The following is a 21,420-nucleotide window of genomic DNA, read 5'->3' on the forward strand; positions in this document are numbered from 1 at the left end:
CCCGCACTTTTCAACGTGCGTGGGTTCGGGCCTCCAGTAAGTGTTACCTTACCTTCACCCTGGACATGGGTAGATCACCTGGTTTCGGGTCTACGACCTCATACTTATTCGCCCTATTCAGACTCGCTTTCGCTGCGGCTCCGCTTCATCAGCTTAACCTTGCATGAAATCGTAACTCGCCGGTTCATTCTACAAAAGGCACGCTATCACCCATTAACGGGCTCTAACTACTTGTAGGCACACGGTTTCAGGTTCTCTTTCACTCCCCTCCCGGGGTGCTTTTCACCTTTCCCTCACGGTACTGGTTCACTATCGGTCACTAGGGAGTATTTAGCCTTGGGAGATGGTCCTCCCTGCTTCCGACGGGATTTCACGTGTCCCGCCGTACTCAGGATCCACTCTGGAGGGAACGAAGTTTCAACTACAGGGTTGTTACCTTCTTTGACGGGCCTTTCCAGACCTCTTCATTTACTCCGTTCCTTTGTAACTCCGTATAGAGTGTCCTACAACCCCAAGAGGCAAGCCTCTTGGTTTGGGCTTCTTCCGTTTCGCTCGCCGCTACTCAGGAAATCGCGTTTGCTTTCTCTTCCTCCGGGTACTTAGATGTTTCAGTTCCCCGGGTCTGCCTTCATTACCCTATGTATTCAGGTAAAGATACTGCTCCATTACGAGCAGTGGGTTCCCCCATTCGGAAATCTCCGGATCAAAGCTTGCTTACAGCTCCCCGAAGCATATCGGTGTTAGTCCCGTCCTTCATCGGCTCCTAGTGCCAAGGCATCCACCGTGCGCCCTTACTAACTTAACCTATAAGGTTATTACTACTTTAAATTGGATGAAATCCATAAAGTGGCGATTCTCGGTTTTACTTGGTTTCTTCTATCAGTATCTAGTTTTCAAGGAACAAGGCTACTGACTTCAATCACATCATGATTAAACGTCAGAGAATTTGCTACATGCTGACTTGCTCCGAGGTGAACCTAATCATCCTCGAATATGCTTTGCCGCAGGAGCAAAAAACTTTGTTAGAATTAGAAAAAGTTTCTTAATAGTTTCTAATTTATAACAATATATTTGAAAGGATTGACCTTTCAAAACTGAACAGAACTTATAAACGTCTTCTTGTAACCACGTAAGTGGTTTTCCATTATCCTTAGAAAGGAGGTGATCCAGCCGCACCTTCCGATACGGCTACCTTGTTACGACTTCACCCCAATCATCTGTCCCACCTTCGGCGGCTGGCTCCTAAAGGTTACCTCACCGACTTCGGGTGTTACAAACTCTCGTGGTGTGACGGGCGGTGTGTACAAGGCCCGGGAACGTATTCACCGCGGCATGCTGATCCGCGATTACTAGCGATTCCGGCTTCATGCAGGCGAGTTGCAGCCTGCAATCCGAACTGAGAATGGTTTTATGGGATTGGCTTAACCTCGCGGTCTCGCAGCCCTTTGTACCATCCATTGTAGCACGTGTGTAGCCCAGGTCATAAGGGGCATGATGATTTGACGTCATCCCCACCTTCCTCCGGTTTGTCACCGGCAGTCACCTTAGAGTGCCCAACTGAATGCTGGCAACTAAGGTCAAGGGTTGCGCTCGTTGCGGGACTTAACCCAACATCTCACGACACGAGCTGACGACAACCATGCACCACCTGTCACTCTGTCCCCCGAAGGGGAACGCCCTATCTCTAGGGTTGTCAGAGGATGTCAAGACCTGGTAAGGTTCTTCGCGTTGCTTCGAATTAAACCACATGCTCCACCGCTTGTGCGGGCCCCCGTCAATTCCTTTGAGTTTCAGCCTTGCGGCCGTACTCCCCAGGCGGAGTGCTTAATGCGTTAGCTGCAGCACTAAAGGGCGGAAACCCTCTAACACTTAGCACTCATCGTTTACGGCGTGGACTACCAGGGTATCTAATCCTGTTCGCTCCCCACGCTTTCGCGCCTCAGCGTCAGTTACAGACCAGAGAGTCGCCTTCGCCACTGGTGTTCCTCCACATCTCTACGCATTTCACCGCTACACGTGGAATTCCACTCTCCTCTTCTGCACTCAAGTCTCCCAGTTTCCAATGACCCTCCACGGTTGAGCCGTGGGCTTTCACATCAGACTTAAGAAACCGCCTGCGCGCGCTTTACGCCCAATAATTCCGGACAACGCTTGCCACCTACGTATTACCGCGGCTGCTGGCACGTAGTTAGCCGTGGCTTTCTGGTTAGGTACCGTCAAGGTACCGCCCTATTCGAACGATACTTGTTCTTCCCTAACAACAGAGTTTTACGATCCGAAAACCTTCATCACTCACGCGGCGTTGCTCCGTCAGACTTTCGTCCATTGCGGAAGATTCCCTACTGCTGCCTCCCGTAGGAGTCTGGGCCGTGTCTCAGTCCCAGTGTGGCCGATCACCCTCTCAGGTCGGCTACGCATCGTTGCCTTGGTGAGCCGTTACCTCACCAACTAGCTAATGCGCCGCGGGTCCATCTGTAAGTGATAGCCGAAGCCATCTTTCAATCTTTCCTCATGCGAGGAAAGAAGTTATCCGGTATTAGCCCCGGTTTCCCGGAGTTATCCCAGTCTTACAGGCAGGTTACCCACGTGTTACTCACCCGTCCGCCGCTAACTTTTAAAAGCAAGCTTTTAAAAGTCCGCTCGACTTGCATGTATTAGGCACGCCGCCAGCGTTCGTCCTGAGCCAGGATCAAACTCTCCAAAAAAGTGTTTGATATAGCTCATTATTTAAAACATTGACGTTTCGTTCTGTTCAGTTTTCAAAGATCAATTATTTGCCGCTTCTTGTGAAGCAACTTTTATAGTTTATCATCTCCAGAAGAAGATGTCAACAACTTTTTAAAATCTTTTTTTGGAGCGGGTGATGGGAATCGAACCCACGACAACAGCTTGGAAGGCTGTAGTTTTACCACTAAACTACACCCGCATATTTAAATTTCATAATGGTCGGGAAGACAGGATTCGAACCTGCGACCCCATGGTCCCAAACCATGTGCTCTACCAAGCTGAGCTACTTCCCGATTGAAGTAAGTATACAAAACAATAATATACTCGCTTGAATAGTTTTTTTATGGCGCGCCCAAGAGGAGTCGAACCCCTAACCTTTTGATCCGTAGTCAAACGCTCTATCCAATTGAGCTATGGGCGCATTATAGTGAAATTATTTATAGAAAGTTAATTTGCTGTGCAAAAAACTTTGGTGCGGCCGAGAGGACTTGAACCTCCACGGGGTTGCCCCCACTAGGCCCTCAACCTAGCGCGTCTGCCATTCCGCCACGACCGCATTTATTAAAAGTGACAAAAAACATTATAACAAACAGCTAGATAAATTTCAATAGTAAATTTTGGTGCGGGTGAAGGGAGTCGAACCCCCACGCCTTGCGGCGCCAGATCCTAAGTCTGGTGCGTCTGCCAATTCCGCCACACCCGCGTTACAGAAAGAAAATCCACGTTAAAATGGTGAGCCATGAAGGACTCGAACCTTCGACCCTCTGATTAAAAGTCAGATGCTCTACCGACTGAGCTAATGGCTCGTTAAAGTTTTCAAAAATAAAAAAATGGCTGGGCTAGCTGGATTCGAACCAGCGAATGACGGAGTCAAAGTCCGTTGCCTTACCACTTGGCTATAGCCCAATATTGATTTTAAAAGAAAGGAAATTCATCATAGCATATACTAAAACAAATTTCAAACCCCATTAAAAATGGCGGTCTGGACGGGACTCGAACCCGCGACCTCCTGCGTGACAGGCAGGCATTCTAACCAGCTGAACTACCAGACCAATATTATGAATTTCTAATGACCCGTACGGGATTCGAACCCGTGTTACCGCCGTGAAAGGGCGGTGTCTTAACCGCTTGACCAACGGGCCATAACAACTAATGAATTATGGCGGAGAAGGAGGGATTTGAACCCTCGCGCCGCTTACGCGACCTACACCCTTAGCAGGGGCGCCTCTTCAGCCACTTGAGTACTTCCCCATATTGGCTCCGCAGGTAGGATTCGAACCTACGACCGATCGGTTAACAGCCGATAGCTCTACCACTGAGCTACTGCGGAATATTATTTCAATCTCGACTCTTAAAATTATAATGAGGAACAGGCCATGTGTCAACCCAATTTCAAAAAAACTTTTTTACGACACTATTATTTTGCTTTATTTAGCTTTCCTCCGCATTTTCCACATACATAACGAGTCGTATCCACTTTTCTCTTTCTTTTATACAGGGTTTTACAGTTCGTACATTCATACAAATGAAGAACAGTCACTCTTTTTGTTTTTACATTTTTAAGAGGCGTACAAAATCTCGAACCTCCAACTTGTTTTAACAATGCCTTAAAATCATAATCCTTATGCTGATAGCCTCTTCCTTCTATATGAAGATGATAATGACATAATTCATGCTTAATGATTGCAATGAGTTCCGTCATTCCATGCTCCTCAAAATACTTATAATTAAGCTCAATATTATGGCTCTTCAATAAATAGCGTCCACCAGTTGTTCGCAATCTCGGATTGAATAACGCATAATGTTTAAATGGCTTTCCAAAAAAAGTGATTGAAATATCCTCAACAAGTTTTTGAAGCTTTAGATTGTCCAATCTTAAACTCCCCTTTTTAAACAACTCAAAATGAACATGACAACCCATTATAACATATACTAGGTATTAACCTACTTATCAATCAAGGAGGTTTCGATATGCCAATCTGGTTTCAGAATCAAATGCGAAGGGCGTTTAATGAAAAAAATCGATATCAAATTAAACTATTAAATCAATGCTGGTTTTTTTACACAAACCAGAACAATGAAAAATCCAATTGATATTTCATGGTCTTACCGATCTATCTATATAATATTAGAGGACAGAGAATCCGTTATTTTGATAAAATGACCTCAATTTCATGACTAAGCGGACAGAGGTTCCGTTATTCGCGAAAAAACACATTGAAATTACTGATATTTTGCTAAATAACGGAACCTGTGTCCGCAAATCGAAGGAAACAACCCATTTTCTCGCAGATAACGGAACCTCTGTCCGCTAAATTCAAAAAACGACCAAACATGTACGCGTTTCGGTCGTTTTTTTTCACACAATGTTCTCCAAAGTAACAGACCTATTGCAGTCTTACTTATTTTTTCAGCATTGTAAGGGATAATCTTCCTTTTTGAGTATCAACGTTTTCAACCCACACAGTAACAATATCCCCAACAGATACAACATCAAGCGGATGTTTGACAAATTGATTGCTTAATTTTGAAATGTGGACTAGTCCATCTTCTTTTACTCCTACATCCACAAATGCTCCAAAGTCAACAACATTTCTTACTGTACCTTGCATTTCCATTCCAGGCTTTAAGTCTTCTAGTTTTAAAATATCTTTCTTCAATAGTGGTTTAGGTAATTCATCCCTCGGGTCACGTCCCGGTTTATTTAATGCATCTATAATATCTCGTAAGGTAAGCTCTCCTATTCCTAATTCATTCGAAATCTCTTGAATAGACAGAGCTTCAATTGCAGCCTTTAATTTTTCAGAACCAATATCTGCAGTGGTAAAATTCAACTTTTTCAACAATGCTTTTACTTCTTCATATCTTTCAGGGTGAATAGAGGTTTTATCAAGCGGCTCGTCCCCATCTGTTACCCTCAGAAACCCGATACATTGCTCATACGTTTTTGCTCCTAAACGAGGAATGTCCTTTAATTGCCTTCGATTAACGAACCGACCACTCTCATTCCGAACTTTAACAATGTTTCCAGCTACAGTTTTACTTAAACCAGCTACATATTGTAGAAGTGAAGGTGAAGCTGTATTTACATTCACCCCAACTTGGTTTACAGCGGTTTCCACCACAAATGTTAAAGAATCATTTAATTTCTTTTGCGAAACATCATGTTGATATTGGCCGACCCCTACGGATTTTGGATCAATTTTTACTAATTCCGCTAGAGGATCTTGAAGTCTTCTTGCAATAGATACCGCACTTCTTTCCTCGACCTGCAAGTCCGGAAACTCCTCCCGCGCTAGATCAGATGCAGAATAAACGCTTGCACCCGCTTCATTAACAATAATATAAGATATATCGTTTTTTACCTCTTTCAGAATTCCTGCTACAAATTGCTCTGTTTCCTGAGAAGCAGTTCCATTACCGATCGCAATGATTTCAATATGGTACTCTTCTAAGATCTTGATAATTTTTTCTTTCGCTTCTTCTGGCTTTGCTTTTGGTGGATGTGGGTAAATGACACCTATGTACAATACTTTTCCTGTTTCATTTACTACTGCCAATTTGCAGCCGGTTCGATAAGCGGGGTCTACCCCCAATACCATTTTCCCTTTTAATGGTGGCTGTAATAAAAGGTTTCGTAAATTTTCGGAAAAGATATGGATCGCTTGATCTTCACCCTTTTCCGTTAGCTCATTACGAATTTCCCTTTCGATTGCCGGCTGGATCAATCGTTTATAAGCATCTTCAACTGCTTGTTGAACATAAATAGCAGTAATAGAATGAGACGTTTTTATTACCTTTTTAGAAAGCTGATCGATAATTCTTTCTATTTCTGGCTGTATGGATACACGCAATATATCTTCTTTTTCACCGCGATTTAAGGCTAAAATTCGGTGGGGAACAATTTTCCTAATCGGTTCTTCGTATTCATAGTACATTTCAAAAACCTTTTTCTCATCATTTTCTGCTTTTTTCACAGAGGAGGAAATGATTCCGGTTTTATATGTATCACGTCGAATCCACTCCCGATGGGAAGCCTCATCCGACACCCATTCTGCAATAATATCCTTCGCGCCAATTATAGCTTCTTCTGTTGTATGTACTTCCTTCTCTTCCGAAATAAATTGTGCAGCTTTCTCTTCTACATTACCGGTTGTCGGAAAGGTCATCATCCATTCCGCTAGCGGTTCTAATCCTTTCTCTTTTGCAATGGTTGCTTTTGTACGACGTTTTTGCTTATATGGTCGATACAAGTCCTCTATCGTTTGAAGCTTATCTGCAGCAATTATTTTTTGTTGCAGCTCATCTGTAAGCTTTCCCTGCTCTCCAATTAATCTAATAACCTCTTCTTTTCTTTGTTCCAAATTTTGAATATAGGTCCATCGCTCCATAATAGCTCTGATTTGAACCTCATCCAACGCTCCCGTCATCTCTTTTCGATATCTTGCAATGAACGGAACGGTATTTCCTTCATCAAGTAAAGAAATGACTGTATTTATCTGTTTAGAGGAAAATTTCAATTCCACAGCTAATTGCTTTTTTAATTGTTCATCTCTTGTTGCTACTGTTTGTTCAACCATTCAATTCACCCATTTCCACCATTATTGAATTATTGTGAGACCCTTATTATTTTACCATTTTCTATAAAAAAGGAACAAATGCGCAAGCGCCTTGCCCATCGGCGTATGGATTTCGTAGTCTTCGACTGAGATAAAGGAAACACAGTGAGGTAGTTCACGAACTGATGTTGACTTATCGTAGGGAGGAGACGGAGAAATCCACTAGCCGATAGGCGCTGAAGCTAGACGTAGACAACTTTTTAAAAAGTTATCCAAAAGGTTCAATTTTATAAATTCCTAAGCAGTGAAAAAGCCTGCAACCTATAGCAAGCTTCCAAGGATAAAAGTAGAGTCATCCGTCTTCCGAATATGGTCTCGTTCTATTTCATTAGCGATCGCCTCAAGAGGACGTCCGCTTTGAATAAATGTTTTTGAATTAGAAAGCTTTAATCCATCCGAATGTAACAAAAAACGAGAATTCGTTTCATAAGAAAAACGATGTGTCCGGTAAATTTGTGGTCTTCCCGATAAATAGCCTGTCACCGGTAGAGGATACGTTGTTTTCCCGGAAGGTGTGTATAAAAAAAAACGAATATTCCCGACGCAGCTATAAATAAATTCACGCTTCCGTAAATCGATTTTCATTATCGAAACGGCTGCTCCTCTTTTATTTACTAGTAACTTATTGCATTCTTGTATGAGTGTTTCCACATCTAATTCCAGGTGTTCCTTTACAAAATCTACAACAGATGAGGATGCCTCAAAAGCGGCTTTCCCGCTTCCAAGTCCATCAGCTAATATACATAAAAATATGTCATTCTTTACGGTCATAAAAAAGCTATCTCCACAATAATCCTTTCCTTCTTTTGCTGTTTGAAAAGCAATTGCTTCCATCAAATTATGTTGAATTTGCATCATGATAAGTATTTCTCCGAATCTATTGTATCTTCCTCAAAAATGGCTTCACGTAATTTTTTTATAGCACGACGCTGTAGTCTTGATACATGCATTTGGGATATCCCAAGCTTCAAACCTGTTTCTTTTTGGCTTTTATTTTCCAAATAAGTATATTGGATAATTTGGCGTTCTTGATCACTTAGTACGTGTAATGCCTTATCGACAACTAAGCGCTGATCTACCTTTTCATATCCTTCATCTACATTTCCTACTATATCTAATAACGTGACAGTGCTTCCATCTGAATCCGCTTCAATGGAATGATCTACAGACAGAGATTGGTAGCTTTTCCCCATTTCCATTGCCTCAAGAACATCTTCCTCGGATACATCTATTCTTAAGGCAATTTCTGCAATTTTAGGTGACCGCTGCAATTCTACTGTTAATTCCTCCGCGGCCTTTTTAATTTTCGGACCAAGCTCTTTAATTCTTCTTGGGACATGCACACTCCATGTTTTATCACGTAAAAATCGTTTTATTTCCCCAATGATAGTTGGAACAGCAAAAGCTTCAAAGCCCTTCCCAAATGATTCATCATATCTTTTCAATGCTCCTAGCAAACCGATAATTCCAACCTGAAAAATATCCTCATGATAATGATTTCCCTTTGAATATTTTCGCGCAATCGAATCAACTAGCCTCTCAAAATGTTTTACAAGTTTTTCTTGTATCTCTTCGTCCCCATCCTTTTGAAATGATTTAATCAAGTTGGTCACCTGATTTGATTCCATATATTTAGGTTGAGACAATTTTCCCATCGGTCTCCACCTGCTCTCCTTCAAGGTACTTTGTCATGACGACAGTTACCCCTTCGTTTTGAAGAATTTCTACTTCATCCATGAGACTCTTAATTAAGTACAGACCCAATCCCCCTTCATTCAATAGATCCGTTTGGTTCCTTTCATGGTATGGACCTATCATTCCTTTTACTTTTTCAAAATCAAAGCTTTTTCCTGAATCAACTACCACAACTTCTAATCGGTCGGAATAAATCCCAAAGGTAATGGAAATTTGCCCTTCCTTACTCCCTTTATATCCGTGCTGAATGGCATTTGTAATTGCCTCGCTTACGGCAATTTTCAAATCCTCAATATTTTCGTAATCAAATCCCATGCGACTGGCAATACCCGAAAGTGTTAAGCGAATAATACCAACATATTCAGGTTTTGCAGGTATTTTCATCTCGATGTATTCAAATGCCCCCATTTTTTTACACACCCTCTGCCTCGGTATTAATGTCCATAATCTCTGCTAAACCAGTTATCTGAAATAAACGTTTAAGACGCGGTGACAAGCCTGTCAATTTTAAGCTCCCTTCATTTTCTCTTAACAGTTTAAATAGTCCTACAAACACTCCCAAGCCTGTACTATCCATATAAGTGACATCTGAAAGGTCAACCATCACATGTATAGACTTTTTTCCTTCAAACGGTTTCAATGCCTCCCTAAGCTTCGGTGCTGTATATGCATCTATCTCACCGTTCACATCCATTTGCACTTGGTTATCTGTTTCTCGTATGTTTGTAGTCAAATTCATAACTCCACCCCTTTACCATGTTTGCTTTTACTCTTTACCCTGTTTACCATTCAGTCAAACCTTTTATTTTACTCTTTTTAAAATAATCAACGTAAAATCATCACGCAGCTGGAATGCTTGCAGCCTTTCCAATTCTTTATATACGGTATTCACTATTTCACTAGCTGGTAAATCAATGTTTTTTCGTATGTATGAAACGATGGCTTCTCTTTCAATAAATCCCGTGTCCGTTCTGCACTCTGTAACACCATCAGATAAAAGAACAATCATATCTCCAATTTGCAGTTTTTTGGAATATCCCTGGTAACGAGTTTTTTTATTTACTCCAAGAAGCAAACCTTCTGCTTCCAGATCTAAAAATCGGCCCTTGCTTGCATCATAGAAAAATCCCGGCTCATGCCCTGCTGATGCATAATGAAATTGCTGTGCATTAGGGTCATACATCCCATAAAACATGGTAATAAACATACTTGGATCCACATTTTGCTCCACGACGCGATTTAAATCCTCAAGCAATCGGCTTGGTTGATGCTGGATATCCGTTAAGCTATCCATCGCATATTTGATCATGGACATGCAAAGAGCCGCAGGGACCCCTTTTCCTATGATATCAGCAATAGCCACCCCAATGCGGTTTTGCTCATCTTCAATAAAGTGGAAATAATCACCGCTCATTTTTTTCGCTGGCACACTAATTGCCCCGATGTCTAAATATGCTGTTTTAGGGATTTTCGTTCCAAGTAATGTTTTTTGCATATTGGCCGCTACTTCAATCTCGTTCTTCAATTCAATTTGCTGATCACGGAGACTTTGGTGTTCCCTGTAGGCTAAACCATAGCCCATCATAATTTCTAATAGCACATCAAAGGAATGAAGCACATTTTCATTCATATTTGGTTCAATTTCTAACAATATCGAACGATGTAAACTAATCATTTCTTCTGGTGATATTTGATGTTCAATCAATTTCCGGCTGAACTTCTGGCCTTGATATAAAACTTGTTCACTTTGGTGCTGCAGATAATTCAATAAAATATTTCTATACTTTGTTTCCATCCTATTTTTAAATGTCATCAGGTAACTCCCCCTATCGGAGCCATTTTGTCGCTGTAATAATGGTTCCCTGATTCGGTTTAGAATCAATATCAAATGTATCCATTAATCGTTTTACCCCGGGCAGCCCCGCTCCTAATCCACCTGAGGTTGAGTACCCATCTTCCATTGCTTTGCGAATATCTTGAATCCCAGGTCCATCGTCTTCGGCAATAATTTGCAAGCCCCATTTCCCATCGTCAAAGACTTTTTTAATTGTTATTTGACCTTGTTTCGCGTATAGAAAGATATTCCTAGCAAGTTCACTAATTGCTGTCGTAATTCTTGCTTGATCTACAGTGCCGAAGTTGAGTTCTTTTGCAATATTTCTTCCTAACTGGCGGACAGCAACGATGTCCCATTCGGTTAAAATCTTTACGCTGGATTGGAACTCCATAAAGTCAATCCCCCAGTTCCTGTTGTAATTTCTCCAAACCTTTTTCTAAATCAAGTGCGGTCGATACATCCTCTAAACGAATTCCGAGTTCGATGAGTGTAATGGCGACAGCAGGGCGTATCCCTGTTACAACAACCTTTGCACCCATTAGCTTTGACATTTCAATTACATCCCCAAGAACTTTCGCTATAAATGAATCGATAAAATCAATCGATGTTATATCAATAACAACACCCCTGGCATTCGTTTCATGTATTTTATGTAATAAATCTTCTTGAAATTGCAGTGCAGTTTGGTCATCAAGCTCCCATTGAATGGAAACAAGTAGACATTCATATAACTTTAATATTGGTATTCTCACTACCTATGCCTCCATTTTTACAATTTTTCGATTGGTCATCTCTAATGCCTTTTCTATGCCAATACGCAAAGTGCTAGTAGTAATGACTTGATTTAAATTTATTCCTAAATTAACAATCGTTTGTGCAATCTCTGGTCTAATTCCTACTAACATACACTTAGCACCTACTAATCGAACTGCATCCGCAGCCTGAATAATATGGTGAGCAACCATAGTGTCTACAACAGGAACACCAGTAATATCGATTAACACCACCTCAGATCGGTGTTTTACCACTCCACTCAAGAGATTTTCCATAATTAATTTAGCTCTTTCTGTATCAATCGTTCCCACCAATGGCATAACAGATATTTTTTCAAACACTGGAATTAACGGTGCCGAAAGTTCTTGAAGAGCAATTTTTTGCAATGAAACCGTCCGTTCCCACGATGCGGTATACGCATGAATAATTTCCTGAAGCACAGGTGTCATCCATTGATCATAAACGGTTGCAAATTCCTTTACTTTTTCTGATGGGATTAACTCTTTATTAAAAATTTCCGAATATATAATGCGCCCTAAAGTTGTTAAACCTAATGAAACGTAAGTCAACGGCCAGCCTAAGCGGACAATTCTTTCGGAAAATTCCTCGAGTTTTTCCGTATATTCCTGATTGGATTTTTTCATTCTTGCAAAAATAACCTCAACAAATTCTGTACTCAGGTTAACATACACAGTTTCTGAAACTGTTTTTGTAACCCGTTCATCTCCTTCCTCCTGCATTCTCTTCATCCATTCCGTTAAAATAGCTTCTTTATTGTTGGTCAAAAAGTCTTTCAAAAAGTTCTGCATAGGACCTCTCCATTCTTATAATTATCATTTAACCTACATCCTTAGATAAGCTGAAGTTTCCACTTTTGTTATTATATTAATGGTAACAAATTATTAATATTGAAAAAATTCTTTTGCCTTTTATGGAAAACAAATAATTCTTATTCCCTGTAATATTACCGAATGTTCAGACTACTTGTAAAATAAAAAAACGCTCTCTTTGGAGAGACGTTTAAAATTCTATGAGTCCTAAGCTTATTTGCAAGGCATCATCTACTTTTTCCATCATTTCTTCGTCAAGATGCGTGATTTTGTCCGTTAAGCGTTGTTTGTCAATTGTGCGAATTTGTTCAAGCAAAATAACAGAATCGCGTTCAAAGCCGTAACGCTTTGCATCAATTTCAACATGTGTAGGCAGTTTTGCTTTTTGGATTTGCGCTGTAATAGCAGCAACAATTACAGTCGGACTAAACCTATTCCCAATATCATTTTGTATAACTAGTACCGGTCGGACTCCACCTTGTTCCGATCCAACCACTGGGGAAAGGTCAGCAAAGTACACGTCACCACGCTTAACAATCAAAGGACTAACCCCCGCTAACCAAGCGTTCTACTGTATGTTCTGCTTCGTATTCTGCCTGAATCGCTTCCGATGCTATCGCTAAATTTATTTTAGCCATTTCCATATAGCCACGTCTCATGGATTCACGAATTTGACGTTTTCTTCTTTCACGAAGATACATTTTTGTAGCACGATAAATAAACTCATTACGATTCACATTTTCTTGTTCAGCAAATCCATCAAGTTCTGATAATAGCTGTTGCGGTAATCTAATTAATATTTCTGTTGTTGCGCTGGATTCAGACACAAACGACACCTCCACCAATCACTACACACCGATTCTTAAATACCAATTTAATAATACCACCAAATTAACTATATGCAAAGACTAATTAGTCATTCCTCTCTATTATCGGCAAAAAAATCAACCATTTATGCATATATATAGGCTGTGCATCATTCAAATCCATATTTTCCTTGAAAATACTATACCATTTAACAGTATCTCCAAAATGTTTTTTAATAGCATTTAATTTTAAAATTTGTCTGGTTATATCGTTTAGTTAACATTCATACCGTCTTTTGCATACACATTCACTAAAGTCATTCACCCCAAATAAAACCCGTTCACGTAAACACATAAGGCTATAAGTCAATCGAAATCACCTAATATAACTTTAACATCAACAATATTTTTCAGGAGTCTAATAATCCATTTCTAATTTCAGCTACTTCGCCGTTTTTTATATAAACTCTCGGAACTCTTTTAGATATAGTACACGGAATCTCATAGTTTATCGTTTCCAATTTATAAGCAATGTCATTTATGGAAATAAAATGACCCTCTTGTTCTCCTATTAATGTAACATTCGTTCCAACAGGCATATAGTATGGGAGCCTAATCATACATTGATCCATACATATTCTACCGACTATAGGAGCTTCTTTTCCTTCCACTAAAACAACTTGCCCTTGTAATTTTCGAATCCACCCATCAGCATATCCAATTGGAAGAGTTGCTATCCACTCCTCTTCTTTTGTCTGATAGGTTGCACCATAGCTAATACTCTCACCTGGGGACAGCCTTTTCACATGGACAATCTTTGTATGCAGAGAAAAAACCTCTTTTAATGGAAAAGGAACTAGATTTTTCATTTCATCCGAAGGGGATAAGCCATACATAGCTATACCTAATCGAACGGCATTAAACCCTGATTGAGGAAAACGCAAGGTTGCAGCACTATTTGCACAATGAATATAACGCGGTTTTATATCCAAAGCGTTGACCATTTCCATAAATCGATGTAATTGTGTTTCATAATAATCCGTATTTAGCTCATCAGCCGTTGCGAAATGAGTAAAAATCCCTTCGAATATAAGATTATGGCTATTTTCGATAACATTTACGATGTCCTTTAGTTCACTTCTGTTTCTTATTCCTATTCTGCCCATACCTGTATCACATTTCACATGAACAGAAAGCATGTCATTACCTAATGTTAACATAGCTTTTTCCAGCCATTCCTTTTGAAAAACAGTTAGTGAAATTTTATTTTTTGCAGCTATAATTGCATCTTCATGACGAGTAGCTCCCAATACAAGAACTGGGACATCAATTCCATTTTTTCTGAGAACCAACGCTTCATCTAAAAAAGCCACTGCCAAACCGTGAGCACCTGCTTCCAATGCGGCCTTCGCAACTTGTACATCTCCATGTCCATATCCATTAGCCTTTACAACAGCAAATATTTCGACGTCCTTTGGTAAATGTTCTCTTACAGACAGCACATTTTCCTTTAAATAATCTAACTGTATCTCCGCCCAAGTATCACGATAAAATGGTGAATTCATCTAAAAACACATCCCTGAAAAAATTAAAAGTAATAATTGTATTGATTATTTATCTCTTATTTCGTAATGTCAACTATTTCATGATTCATTCATAAGAACAATTGCGCAAGCGACTTGTCCATCGGCGTACGGATTCCGGAGTCTTCGACTGAGATATAGGAAACACAGTGAGGTAGTTCACGAGCTGATGTTGACTTATCGAAGGGAGAAGACGTAGAAATTCGCTAGCCAATAGGCGCTGTAGCTAGACGTAGCCAACTTTTAAAAAATGTTATTCGCAGGGTTAAATTTAATAATTCCTAGACGATAAAAAACAGGTTACCAGAGTAACCTGCCTTTACTATAGGGAGTAAAAGTAATTTTAACATATATATTATATATCCGTGTATTCTTGTCAGGATTCAGCGGCTAGCGGATTTTTCCGTCGATGAGCAAGTGTGCTTTCGCTTTTCTAACTATTTAACCGGCTGTCCTTGCACTGATTCAGCAATTTCAATCATTTCATCCTGGGATAATTTATTAGAAGCAATCATGTAATTAACTCCATCTTGAGTCCAAGATATGGAGTTTTTCGTAATTTCTCCAACAACAAATCCTAAATCCACCATATCTCCACTCATTGCAGTGACTTCCATTGCTTTGTTAGAAGATACAGTTGCCTTTTCTTGTATCAATGTAAATGGTTTATCACCAGTATAAGTTATAATAACTCGTTTGCCATTTGCTGTATTTATTTGTTTTTCCTCATACAGCTTACCAACTTTCGCTTCCGGATATTTAACTGAGAATTCTGTGCCACTTACCTTTACATCCTTTGGAGCTTTTTCAAAACTAGCACTCGTTAAATTCTTTTTCGTATCAAATGCATTTTTATCAAACTTTGCATTAAATTGTACCTTTGTAAATTTAACGGAAACTAATGTGTTTTTATTTGTATCCATTACTTTCACGCTTTTCGGTGTTAATGTCCTTTTATCAAATGAAATTTCTTGATATGGAAGCATTTTATTATTTTGATAACGTGTTTTTGTTTCAAATACATACGCATTTTTGGTTACTTTAAATTTTGCGCTTTTATCTTGTAAAATATCTTTTACTAAAGATTCATATAAATAGGCTTGGCTACTATTTTTTGGCCAATCACTTTGGAATTTATAGCTTTTGTTTAAGGTTGGAGTTAATACAAACACACCGTCATTGTTACGTAGAATCATTTGGCTTTGATCCTTTTTCGAGTTTTTCAATTGAACTCGATAATAATCCGGTTTGTTATGCCAAACTTCAATATCGTAGTTCTGCGGTTCCGTTCCCATTTTCAAAGTCATTTCTGCTGTTGCCTTGTATCCTGATAATTTTTCGAGCTTTCCATTTAAATCTTGGACAACATCCTCTTGCGACTTGGATCCACAAGCTGATAGTGCAAGAATTGCTGCAAATACCACTGCAAGTATCCAAAACTTTTTCTTCATCCCTTCAACCCCTTCATCACTCATTTATTCGTTGGTGAAGAGAAAGGCCATTCAAATTAATCGATAACCAAAAGTTCTGCTTGAAGTGAACTTTGAAGCTATTTTTTCCTGAGCCTTGTCTCTCCTATCGCACTATGAATATATGAGACAACCTTCAGGAATATGCAAAGGATGTATAACTCTCTTTAAAATTCTATAATTTGATCTACAAAGATTTATTCTTCTATTATGACTTGCGCTACCGCATAGTGTTCACTATGTGTGATGGAAAGGTGGACCCCTAGCTCTTTTGGTTTCGTTATATAAGGCTTTCCGTTTCGATCAACGGAAATTTCAATATCTGTAAAGGATAGTTCTTTTCCAAAACCTGTTCCGTTAGCCTTAGCATAAGCTTCTTTTGCAGCAAATCTACCCGCTAAAAATTCTATTTTCCGCTTTCCATTTAATGTTTTATAGACTTGCAGCTCACTTTCCACAAGAACCCTCTCCGAAAATCTCTCTTGTCTTTCACATACTTTTTGAACTCTTTCCATTTCTACAATATCTATTCCTATTCCTTTTATCATATGTAAAATCCCTTCTATCACACATTTCTATGGCATACATATATTGTACAATCCTTTAGAAAAGGAGCAAGCTTATGTATTCCCGATATAACCGTTCATTTTCCATATTTATAAAATCCTACCCTATCACATGTTCCATTGTATTGGTTCATCTATGTTTATATATCATATTGTCAATGCCGTTTATTCCACACCAATCTCTTTATAAAAATTTAGTTGGAGTTAATTTATATATATCTGAAGGAGATGTATGGAGACTATTGACCCCTATGTTCATACATCTTAATTTTGCCCATTTTTTTTACAACACATTATCCATTGTAATCATGGGGCCTTTGATTGAAAGTATTCTAGGAAAATGGAAATTTGCATTATTATATCTTCTTTCAGGATTAGCAGGTAATTCTGCTACTTTTATTTTTCTTCCACTAACATATACACATGCAGGGTCGAGCGGTGCTATATTCGGACTTCTAGGCTGCTTTATTCTATTTGTTTTGAAAAAAAAGTTTTATGTTTCTAAACAAAATCAGGTGATCCTATTGCTTATATTAGGTATATCCGCTTTTATGACCATTTTTAAAACAGATATAAACGTAACCGCTCATACCGCGGGTCTATTCACCGGCCTATTATGCGGATGGTTGTTTTTAAAAAACAAATGATTTATACATGGATTATTTCGGAAAATACCATTTAAAAATAGTTTCCACATCTGATTCGGATAAATAACGGACATTCGTTTTCATGCCTAAACCAGTGGATTTCACTGTGGAATGGATAGATGATAATTGCTTCCTTTTTTGAAACCATGTTGAGGATGCTTCCAATGATTGAATCCGATTTTTTCTCATATAAATGGAATGTTTTAGAAAGACGCGATATCTTAAGGTTAATTGCTGCTCATAAATATGCCACCCCGATGAATGGTAACGAAAATGACCGATGATAATCGGATATAGTAACAGGAAGAGACTAAATAGTCCGTAAGTCTTAAAAATAATAATTAGTATCACGATAATAGGAGCAACCTTGATTATTTCTCTCATTAAATAGTTCACTCTTGCTTGTAATGGAGGTTTTTTAAACTTCACGGAAAAGTGGTAATCTTTTAAAAAACGATGCAGTATCTCGGCGAATGACTCTTTTTTTACCATCGGCAATAATAAAATATTTCTGCTTTCCTTGTCTTCTACATTTCCTCCAGCACTTTCAATGAACACAGACGTATATCCTAATAGACCACGAATTGGGTTTTCAGATACTCTGATTGCTTGAATGCGATTTAAAGGAATAGTAATCTTTCTCTTTTCTAACAGTCCTCTTGAAATAATGATATCTTTCTCTATTTCTGATACAGTAAAATCGCTATACTTTAAGAAAGTAATGAGGACGGAGATCACCCATGCAATTAAAAGTCCAAGAAAGATCATACTTATAACGAAGAAAATGCCGCCCTGTATGAAAGCACCAGCTTCATTAAATAATTTTTTGTACGGAATTAAATTATCCAACTGCGATAGAAATGCAAGGATTGCGGAAAATATTACCCCTATTCCACCCGAGGTAGCAGACATAATAAGTAATTCTTTAGACGTAATATGATAATGTTGTATTTCCTTTTCCTTCATTTCCTCTTCCATTATTTCCTGTTTACCTTTTGATGCATTTATCTTTTTCTCTAGATCAGCCGCATCCGACCTTTTGATAGCTGTCAGTTCTGCTTCTGCTTCATGAAGATTAGAGCTGGCTGTTTCCACTACTACTTTTACCAATCCAAATGGCCTATGTAAAATCCCCTCAGAAAAACTAAGGCTTTGAATTCTTTCTAATGGAATATACCGTTTCTTCTTTACAAAGAGTCCATACTCAATACGTAGTTCTCCTTCCTCAATTCTATAAGTGAACCTAAGCCACTTTGCTATTCCGGAAAATAATACAATAATTATAGCAACACCGGTTGTTATAAGGGAAATCCAGTCCGCATCAGAATCGCTTTTATGTCCAATCATAAATATCCCAATAAGAGGAATGATCATGCCTCTTATTTGCTTTAATACATTTGTTATGCACGTAATTGGATGTAATCTCTTTCGTTCAGACATCTTCTTCGTCCACCTTTGCTAAAGAGGAAATGGAATGTCTTAGCTGATCCGCTTCATCAATATCGATGGCAGGTATATGATGAACCGTTGCAGCGGTAGAAATTAATAAACTAGCTAAACGATATCTTCTTAGCAACGGACCTTGAACTGTGTCCACATGTTGAACCCTAACCATCGGAATCAAGGTACGACTAATGACAAAAACCCCATGCTGCAGCTCCACTTCTTTTTCTCTCACTTCGTATCTCCAAATCTTCCATCTAATATTCGGAATAACAACCACCTTTAAAATGAAATAAAGTACAGCAACAATTACTCCTAACACATACCACCATTCCGAAAGATTAAGGAAAAAATGAATAATAAATAGAATGGTCGCTAATATACCAATAACGATTAGAGAAGAAATAATTCCTGAAATTCTCCAAACTGGTAATGCCCTTTTAGAAATTCTCTTTTGCGGTACTGGGAAATCCATCTTTCCACCTCCATTGCTTCCATATTTTTTTCTGATACAAACTTATTATATTACGAATGCCGATTCTATTTTGTTTCAGTTTACATGTTAATAATAATAATAAAAAGGGATGACCTATACGTATGGCCATCCCTTTTCGATTTATTATTCTACATCTGGAGTGTTGCTTGTTACAGATACGTCTCTCCACGTAGTATTTCCTTTTATCACATCAAGTGAGTAATCTTTCACACGGTTATTAACCGCCTTAAGTGCATAACTATATAATGTTGGAATTACAGGTAATTCATCATTCATGTAAGTTTGCCACTCATCGTACACTTTCTTACGGTAATCTTTATCAAATGCTTTTTCAGAATGCCCATCAGCTAACAATTGATCGTTTTTCTCGCTTACAAAGTGTGGATAGTTAAATGGTACATTTCTACCATATAATCCATAAGGATCTACGTCACTACCTGTTCCCCATCCACCTGCATAAACATCAACCTTTGGATCATCTTCTTCAACCATTTTATAGAATGAGTTGAATTCAGCTAAACGTCCATCTACTAGAGAAACATCTAAACCAATATTTTTCCAAGACTGAATATAGTATTTTGCAAGTGGTTCCGCAGTGTCGGATCCACTCATTGCTAAGAAATTAATGTGGAACTTCTTACCGTTTGGATCTTCACGGAGTCCGTCACCATCTTTATCCTTGTAACCTGCTTCATCCAATAATTTTTTCGCGTGCTCAGGGTCAAATTTTACTGGATTTGAGTCCTTATTATACCAAGTCGGGAATGATGGTGGGATTAATCCAGTAGCTGGGAATTTCAATCCATAGAAGATTTTTTCTCCTACTGATTTAAAGTCTATAGCAGCAGCCATCGCTTGGCGCAATTTCTTATCCGCAAATTTAGGATTATCCATGATGTTTTCGCCTTTTTTCGCATCCCAATGACCCAACTTGAAGCCAATATAGTTGTAGGCTAAATCAATCTTACCTACGAATTGGAATGCTTTAGCATTTTTTGCAGCTGGGTATTGATCTGCAGGTAAATCTGCAATATCCACTTCGCCCTTTTTAAGTGCTTGTAAAATAACTTTAGGATTAACTACCTTTAAGATAATGGTTTTTAGCTTCGGCTTACCTGCAAAGTAATCATCATTGCGTTCAAACTCAACAGATTCTCCAGGAACAATCTTTTTAATTTTGAATGCTCCGAAACCAATTGGAGTCTTATGAATTTTATCAGATTTTGCAAGATCTTTAATCGGAATATCACCTAAGTAATGCTTAGGCATTGCATATGGCCAGAAACCAGTTAGTAATGCTGGGCTAGCTTTTGTAAATGTGAAAGAAACTGTTTTTTCATCAATGATCTTAATACCGGAAATATCTTTTGCTTTTCCTTTATGGTAGTCATCCATACCAACGATGCTTTGGATTAGATCGTCACCATAACGTACTCCAGTATAGTCCTTGCTTCCAATTACTAAGAAAGAATACTTATAATCTTCTGCAGTAACTGGTTTTCCGTCTGACCAATTAACGTTATCTTTAATTTTTACAGTGAACGTTTTTTTATCGTCTGACAATGTATAACTTGCTGGACCATCATTTGTATATTCATAATCTTCATTTGTCCAGAATAATGGTTCTGAAAAGAATTGTAATACTTTGGAATCTGGAGATCCTGTGTAGAATGCATAGTCCAAAGTACCTTCAAACGGAGTATTGGAAACTAATGCATAATTCAAAGTTCCGTCTTGAATAGCATCCTTGTTATTTTTTACCTCCAACGGAAATTTACTAGTATCCACTACTTCCTTACCAGGCTTTGATGGCTTTCCTTCATTCTTCTTTCCTCCACCCGTCGAACTGCTACAAGCAGATAACAGTAGTCCCAGGACGACGATGAGGCTGAAAAACTTAAATAGATGTTTCTTCTTCATCCTTACTT

20 protein-coding genes, 11 tRNA genes and 2 rRNA genes (1 of these 33 cut by a window edge) are annotated in these 21,420 nt (G+C 38.8%); 2 read left to right on the forward strand and 31 right to left on the reverse strand.

The genetic code is table 11. The annotated features are described in order from the left end of the window. The 14 genes from AN964_RS18620 to AN964_RS18685 all read right to left on the reverse strand — a co-directional run. Nucleotides 1-805 (reverse strand): 23S ribosomal RNA (locus AN964_RS18620); it reaches 2,130 nt to the left of the window's first position. 349 nt (nt 806-1,154) lie between these two features. Continuing rightward, a 16S ribosomal RNA gene (locus AN964_RS18625) occupies nt 1,155-2,705 on the reverse strand. The 16S and 23S rRNA genes sit together here with 11 tRNA genes alongside, the layout of an rRNA operon. 147 nt (nt 2,706-2,852) lie before the next feature. Then, nucleotides 2,853-2,926, reverse strand: a tRNA-Gly gene (locus AN964_RS18630). Nucleotides 2,927-2,943: 17 nt separating this feature from the next. Then, nucleotides 2,944-3,020 (reverse strand) — tRNA-Pro (locus tag AN964_RS18635). A 51-nt stretch (nt 3,021-3,071) separates the two neighbouring features. Beyond that, nucleotides 3,072-3,148, reverse strand: a tRNA-Arg gene (locus AN964_RS18640). Nucleotides 3,149-3,197: 49 nt separating this feature from the next. Continuing rightward, nucleotides 3,198-3,283: transfer RNA gene (locus tag AN964_RS18645), tRNA-Leu, on the reverse strand. 62 nt (nt 3,284-3,345) lie between these two features. Beyond that, nucleotides 3,346-3,430: transfer RNA gene (locus AN964_RS18650), tRNA-Leu, on the reverse strand. Between the two features lie 27 nt (nt 3,431-3,457). Continuing rightward, nucleotides 3,458-3,533 (reverse strand) — tRNA-Lys (locus tag AN964_RS18655). Between the two features lie 25 nt (nt 3,534-3,558). Beyond that, nucleotides 3,559-3,633, reverse strand: a tRNA-Gln gene (locus tag AN964_RS18660). Nucleotides 3,634-3,702: 69 nt separating this feature from the next. Next, nucleotides 3,703-3,779, reverse strand: a tRNA-Asp gene (locus AN964_RS18665). Nucleotides 3,780-3,797: 18 nt separating this feature from the next. Further along, a tRNA-Glu gene (locus AN964_RS18670) sits at nt 3,798-3,869 on the reverse strand. An 18-nt stretch (nt 3,870-3,887) separates the two neighbouring features. Then, a tRNA-Ser gene (locus AN964_RS18675) sits at nt 3,888-3,978 on the reverse strand. A gap of 4 nt (nt 3,979-3,982) precedes the next feature. Then, nucleotides 3,983-4,057, reverse strand: a tRNA-Asn gene (locus AN964_RS18680). 87 nt (nt 4,058-4,144) lie between these two features. Beyond that, nucleotides 4,145-4,600: a SprT family protein gene (locus AN964_RS18685; protein WP_055741335.1), complete on the reverse strand. Its 456-nt coding sequence runs from the start codon at nt 4,598-4,600 to the stop codon at nt 4,145-4,147. A gap of 98 nt (nt 4,601-4,698) precedes the next feature. On the opposite strand from AN964_RS18685, the gene cmpA reads away from it, so the two are divergent. After that, a complete protein-coding gene (gene cmpA / locus AN964_RS26150) occupies nt 4,699-4,821 on the forward strand; it encodes a cortex morphogenetic protein CmpA (protein ID WP_126650054.1) in 123 nt (40 codons plus the stop codon). 308 nt (nt 4,822-5,129) lie between these two features. Here cmpA and AN964_RS18690 read toward each other — a convergent pair whose 3' ends face one another. The 14 genes from AN964_RS18690 to acpS all read right to left on the reverse strand — a co-directional run bounded on the left by AN964_RS18690 (nt 5,130) and on the right by acpS (nt 16,888). Beyond that, a complete protein-coding gene (locus AN964_RS18690; RefSeq protein ID WP_055741336.1) occupies nt 5,130-7,307 on the reverse strand; it encodes a Tex family protein in 2,178 nt (725 codons plus the stop codon). A gap of 300 nt (nt 7,308-7,607) precedes the next feature. After that, complete coding sequence (locus AN964_RS18695) at nt 7,608-8,204, reverse strand: PP2C family serine/threonine-protein phosphatase (RefSeq protein ID WP_055741337.1); 597 nt, start codon at nt 8,202-8,204, stop codon at nt 7,608-7,610. Continuing rightward, nucleotides 8,201-9,001: an RNA polymerase sigma factor SigB gene (sigB, locus tag AN964_RS18700; RefSeq protein ID WP_055741338.1), complete on the reverse strand. Its 801-nt coding sequence runs from the start codon at nt 8,999-9,001 to the stop codon at nt 8,201-8,203. Before sigB ends, AN964_RS18695 begins: the two co-directional genes overlap by 4 nt. Beyond that, nucleotides 8,979-9,449, reverse strand: coding sequence for an anti-sigma B factor RsbW (rsbW, locus tag AN964_RS18705; protein ID WP_055741339.1), 471 nt, complete (start codon nt 9,447-9,449; stop codon nt 8,979-8,981). Before rsbW ends, sigB begins: the two co-directional genes overlap by 23 nt. A gap of 4 nt (nt 9,450-9,453) precedes the next feature. Then, nucleotides 9,454-9,780: an anti-sigma factor antagonist gene (locus AN964_RS18710; RefSeq protein ID WP_055741340.1), complete on the reverse strand. Its 327-nt coding sequence runs from the start codon at nt 9,778-9,780 to the stop codon at nt 9,454-9,456. Between the two features lie 63 nt (nt 9,781-9,843). Then, nucleotides 9,844-10,854 (reverse strand): PP2C family protein-serine/threonine phosphatase, encoded by a 1,011-nt coding sequence (locus AN964_RS18715; RefSeq protein WP_055741341.1) that lies wholly within the window; start codon nt 10,852-10,854, stop codon nt 9,844-9,846. A 13-nt stretch (nt 10,855-10,867) separates the two neighbouring features. Next, nucleotides 10,868-11,269 carry an anti-sigma regulatory factor gene (locus AN964_RS18720; protein WP_055741342.1) on the reverse strand — a complete coding sequence of 134 codons (402 nt, stop codon included), beginning with the start codon at nt 11,267-11,269 and terminating at the stop codon, nt 10,868-10,870. A gap of 4 nt (nt 11,270-11,273) precedes the next feature. Further along, the gene (locus tag AN964_RS18725) at nt 11,274-11,630 is read right to left on the reverse strand and encodes an STAS domain-containing protein (RefSeq protein WP_055741343.1); all 357 of its coding nucleotides are present in this window, start codon (nt 11,628-11,630) and stop codon (nt 11,274-11,276) included. A 3-nt stretch (nt 11,631-11,633) separates the two neighbouring features. Next, the gene (gene rsbRA / locus AN964_RS18730; RefSeq protein ID WP_055741344.1) at nt 11,634-12,461 is read right to left on the reverse strand and encodes an RsbT co-antagonist protein RsbRA; all 828 of its coding nucleotides are present in this window, start codon (nt 12,459-12,461) and stop codon (nt 11,634-11,636) included. 211 nt (nt 12,462-12,672) lie between these two features. Continuing rightward, the gene (ndoA, locus tag AN964_RS18735) at nt 12,673-13,023 is read right to left on the reverse strand and encodes a type II toxin-antitoxin system endoribonuclease NdoA (protein ID WP_055741345.1); all 351 of its coding nucleotides are present in this window, start codon (nt 13,021-13,023) and stop codon (nt 12,673-12,675) included. A 4-nt stretch (nt 13,024-13,027) separates the two neighbouring features. Next, on the reverse strand, nt 13,028-13,309 hold the full coding sequence (locus AN964_RS18740) for a CopG family ribbon-helix-helix protein (RefSeq protein WP_055741346.1): 282 nt from the start codon (nt 13,307-13,309) through the stop codon (nt 13,028-13,030). 389 nt (nt 13,310-13,698) lie between these two features. Beyond that, a complete protein-coding gene (alr, locus tag AN964_RS18745) occupies nt 13,699-14,853 on the reverse strand; it encodes an alanine racemase (protein ID WP_055741347.1) in 1,155 nt (384 codons plus the stop codon). Between the two features lie 455 nt (nt 14,854-15,308). Beyond that, entirely contained in the window at nt 15,309-16,322 is a 1,014-nt protein-coding gene (locus AN964_RS18750) for an outer membrane lipoprotein-sorting protein (protein WP_055741348.1), read from the reverse strand. A gap of 215 nt (nt 16,323-16,537) precedes the next feature. Then, entirely contained in the window at nt 16,538-16,888 is a 351-nt protein-coding gene (gene acpS / locus AN964_RS18755) for a holo-ACP synthase (RefSeq protein WP_055741349.1), read from the reverse strand. 176 nt (nt 16,889-17,064) lie between these two features. Between acpS and AN964_RS18760 the strand changes: the two genes are divergently transcribed. Continuing rightward, nucleotides 17,065-17,553, forward strand: a complete 489-nt coding sequence (locus tag AN964_RS18760) for a rhomboid family intramembrane serine protease (protein ID WP_161809290.1) — start codon at nt 17,065-17,067, stop codon at nt 17,551-17,553. Nucleotides 17,554-17,565: 12 nt separating this feature from the next. Here the strand turns inward: AN964_RS18760 and AN964_RS18765 are convergent, their stop codons facing one another. The 3 genes from AN964_RS18765 to opp4A form a co-directional block, all read right to left on the reverse strand. Then, entirely contained in the window at nt 17,566-18,993 is a 1,428-nt protein-coding gene (locus AN964_RS18765; RefSeq protein ID WP_055741351.1) for a PH domain-containing protein, read from the reverse strand. Further along, complete coding sequence (locus AN964_RS18770) at nt 18,986-19,471, reverse strand: PH domain-containing protein (RefSeq protein ID WP_055741352.1); 486 nt, start codon at nt 19,469-19,471, stop codon at nt 18,986-18,988. Before AN964_RS18770 ends, AN964_RS18765 begins: the two co-directional genes overlap by 8 nt. Before the next feature lie 144 nt (nt 19,472-19,615). Then, nucleotides 19,616-21,412 (reverse strand): oligopeptide ABC transporter substrate-binding protein, encoded by a 1,797-nt coding sequence (opp4A, locus tag AN964_RS18775; protein ID WP_055741353.1) that lies wholly within the window; start codon nt 21,410-21,412, stop codon nt 19,616-19,618. Nucleotides 21,413-21,420 lie beyond the last annotated feature (8 nt).

The sequence above is a fragment of the Heyndrickxia shackletonii genome, from assembly GCF_001420715.1.
GTDB classification, from domain to species: domain Bacteria; phylum Bacillota; class Bacilli; order Bacillales; family Bacillaceae_C; genus Margalitia; species Margalitia shackletonii.

Coding starts and splice junctions, on each gene's coding strand:
- AN964_RS18690 (WP_055741336.1), bottom strand. CDS start 7,307: ATGGTTGAACAAACAGTAGCAACAAGAGATGAACAATTAAAAAAGCAA.
- AN964_RS18695 (WP_055741337.1), bottom strand. CDS start 8,204: ATGATGCAAATTCAACATAATTTGATGGAAGCAATTGCTTTTCAAACA.
- AN964_RS18720 (WP_055741342.1), bottom strand. CDS start 11,269: ATGGAGTTCCAATCCAGCGTAAAGATTTTAACCGAATGGGACATCGTT.
- AN964_RS18715 (WP_055741341.1), bottom strand. CDS start 10,854: ATGACATTTAAAAATAGGATGGAAACAAAGTATAGAAATATTTTATTG.
- sigB (WP_055741338.1), bottom strand. CDS start 9,001: ATGGGAAAATTGTCTCAACCTAAATATATGGAATCAAATCAGGTGACC.
- AN964_RS18710 (WP_055741340.1), bottom strand. CDS start 9,780: ATGAATTTGACTACAAACATACGAGAAACAGATAACCAAGTGCAAATG.
- cmpA (WP_126650054.1), top strand. CDS start 4,699: ATGCCAATCTGGTTTCAGAATCAAATGCGAAGGGCGTTTAATGAAAAA.
- alr (WP_055741347.1), bottom strand. CDS start 14,853: ATGAATTCACCATTTTATCGTGATACTTGGGCGGAGATACAGTTAGAT.
- AN964_RS18765 (WP_055741351.1), bottom strand. CDS start 18,993: ATGTCTGAACGAAAGAGATTACATCCAATTACGTGCATAACAAATGTA.
- acpS (WP_055741349.1), bottom strand. CDS start 16,888: ATGATAAAAGGAATAGGAATAGATATTGTAGAAATGGAAAGAGTTCAA.
- AN964_RS18760 (WP_161809290.1), top strand. CDS start 17,065: ATGCCGTTTATTCCACACCAATCTCTTTATAAAAATTTAGTTGGAGTT.
- AN964_RS18770 (WP_055741352.1), bottom strand. CDS start 19,471: ATGGATTTCCCAGTACCGCAAAAGAGAATTTCTAAAAGGGCATTACCA.
- AN964_RS18750 (WP_055741348.1), bottom strand. CDS start 16,322: ATGAAGAAAAAGTTTTGGATACTTGCAGTGGTATTTGCAGCAATTCTT.
- rsbRA (WP_055741344.1), bottom strand. CDS start 12,461: ATGCAGAACTTTTTGAAAGACTTTTTGACCAACAATAAAGAAGCTATT.
- opp4A (WP_055741353.1), bottom strand. CDS start 21,412: ATGAAGAAGAAACATCTATTTAAGTTTTTCAGCCTCATCGTCGTCCTG.
- rsbW (WP_055741339.1), bottom strand. CDS start 9,449: ATGGGGGCATTTGAATACATCGAGATGAAAATACCTGCAAAACCTGAA.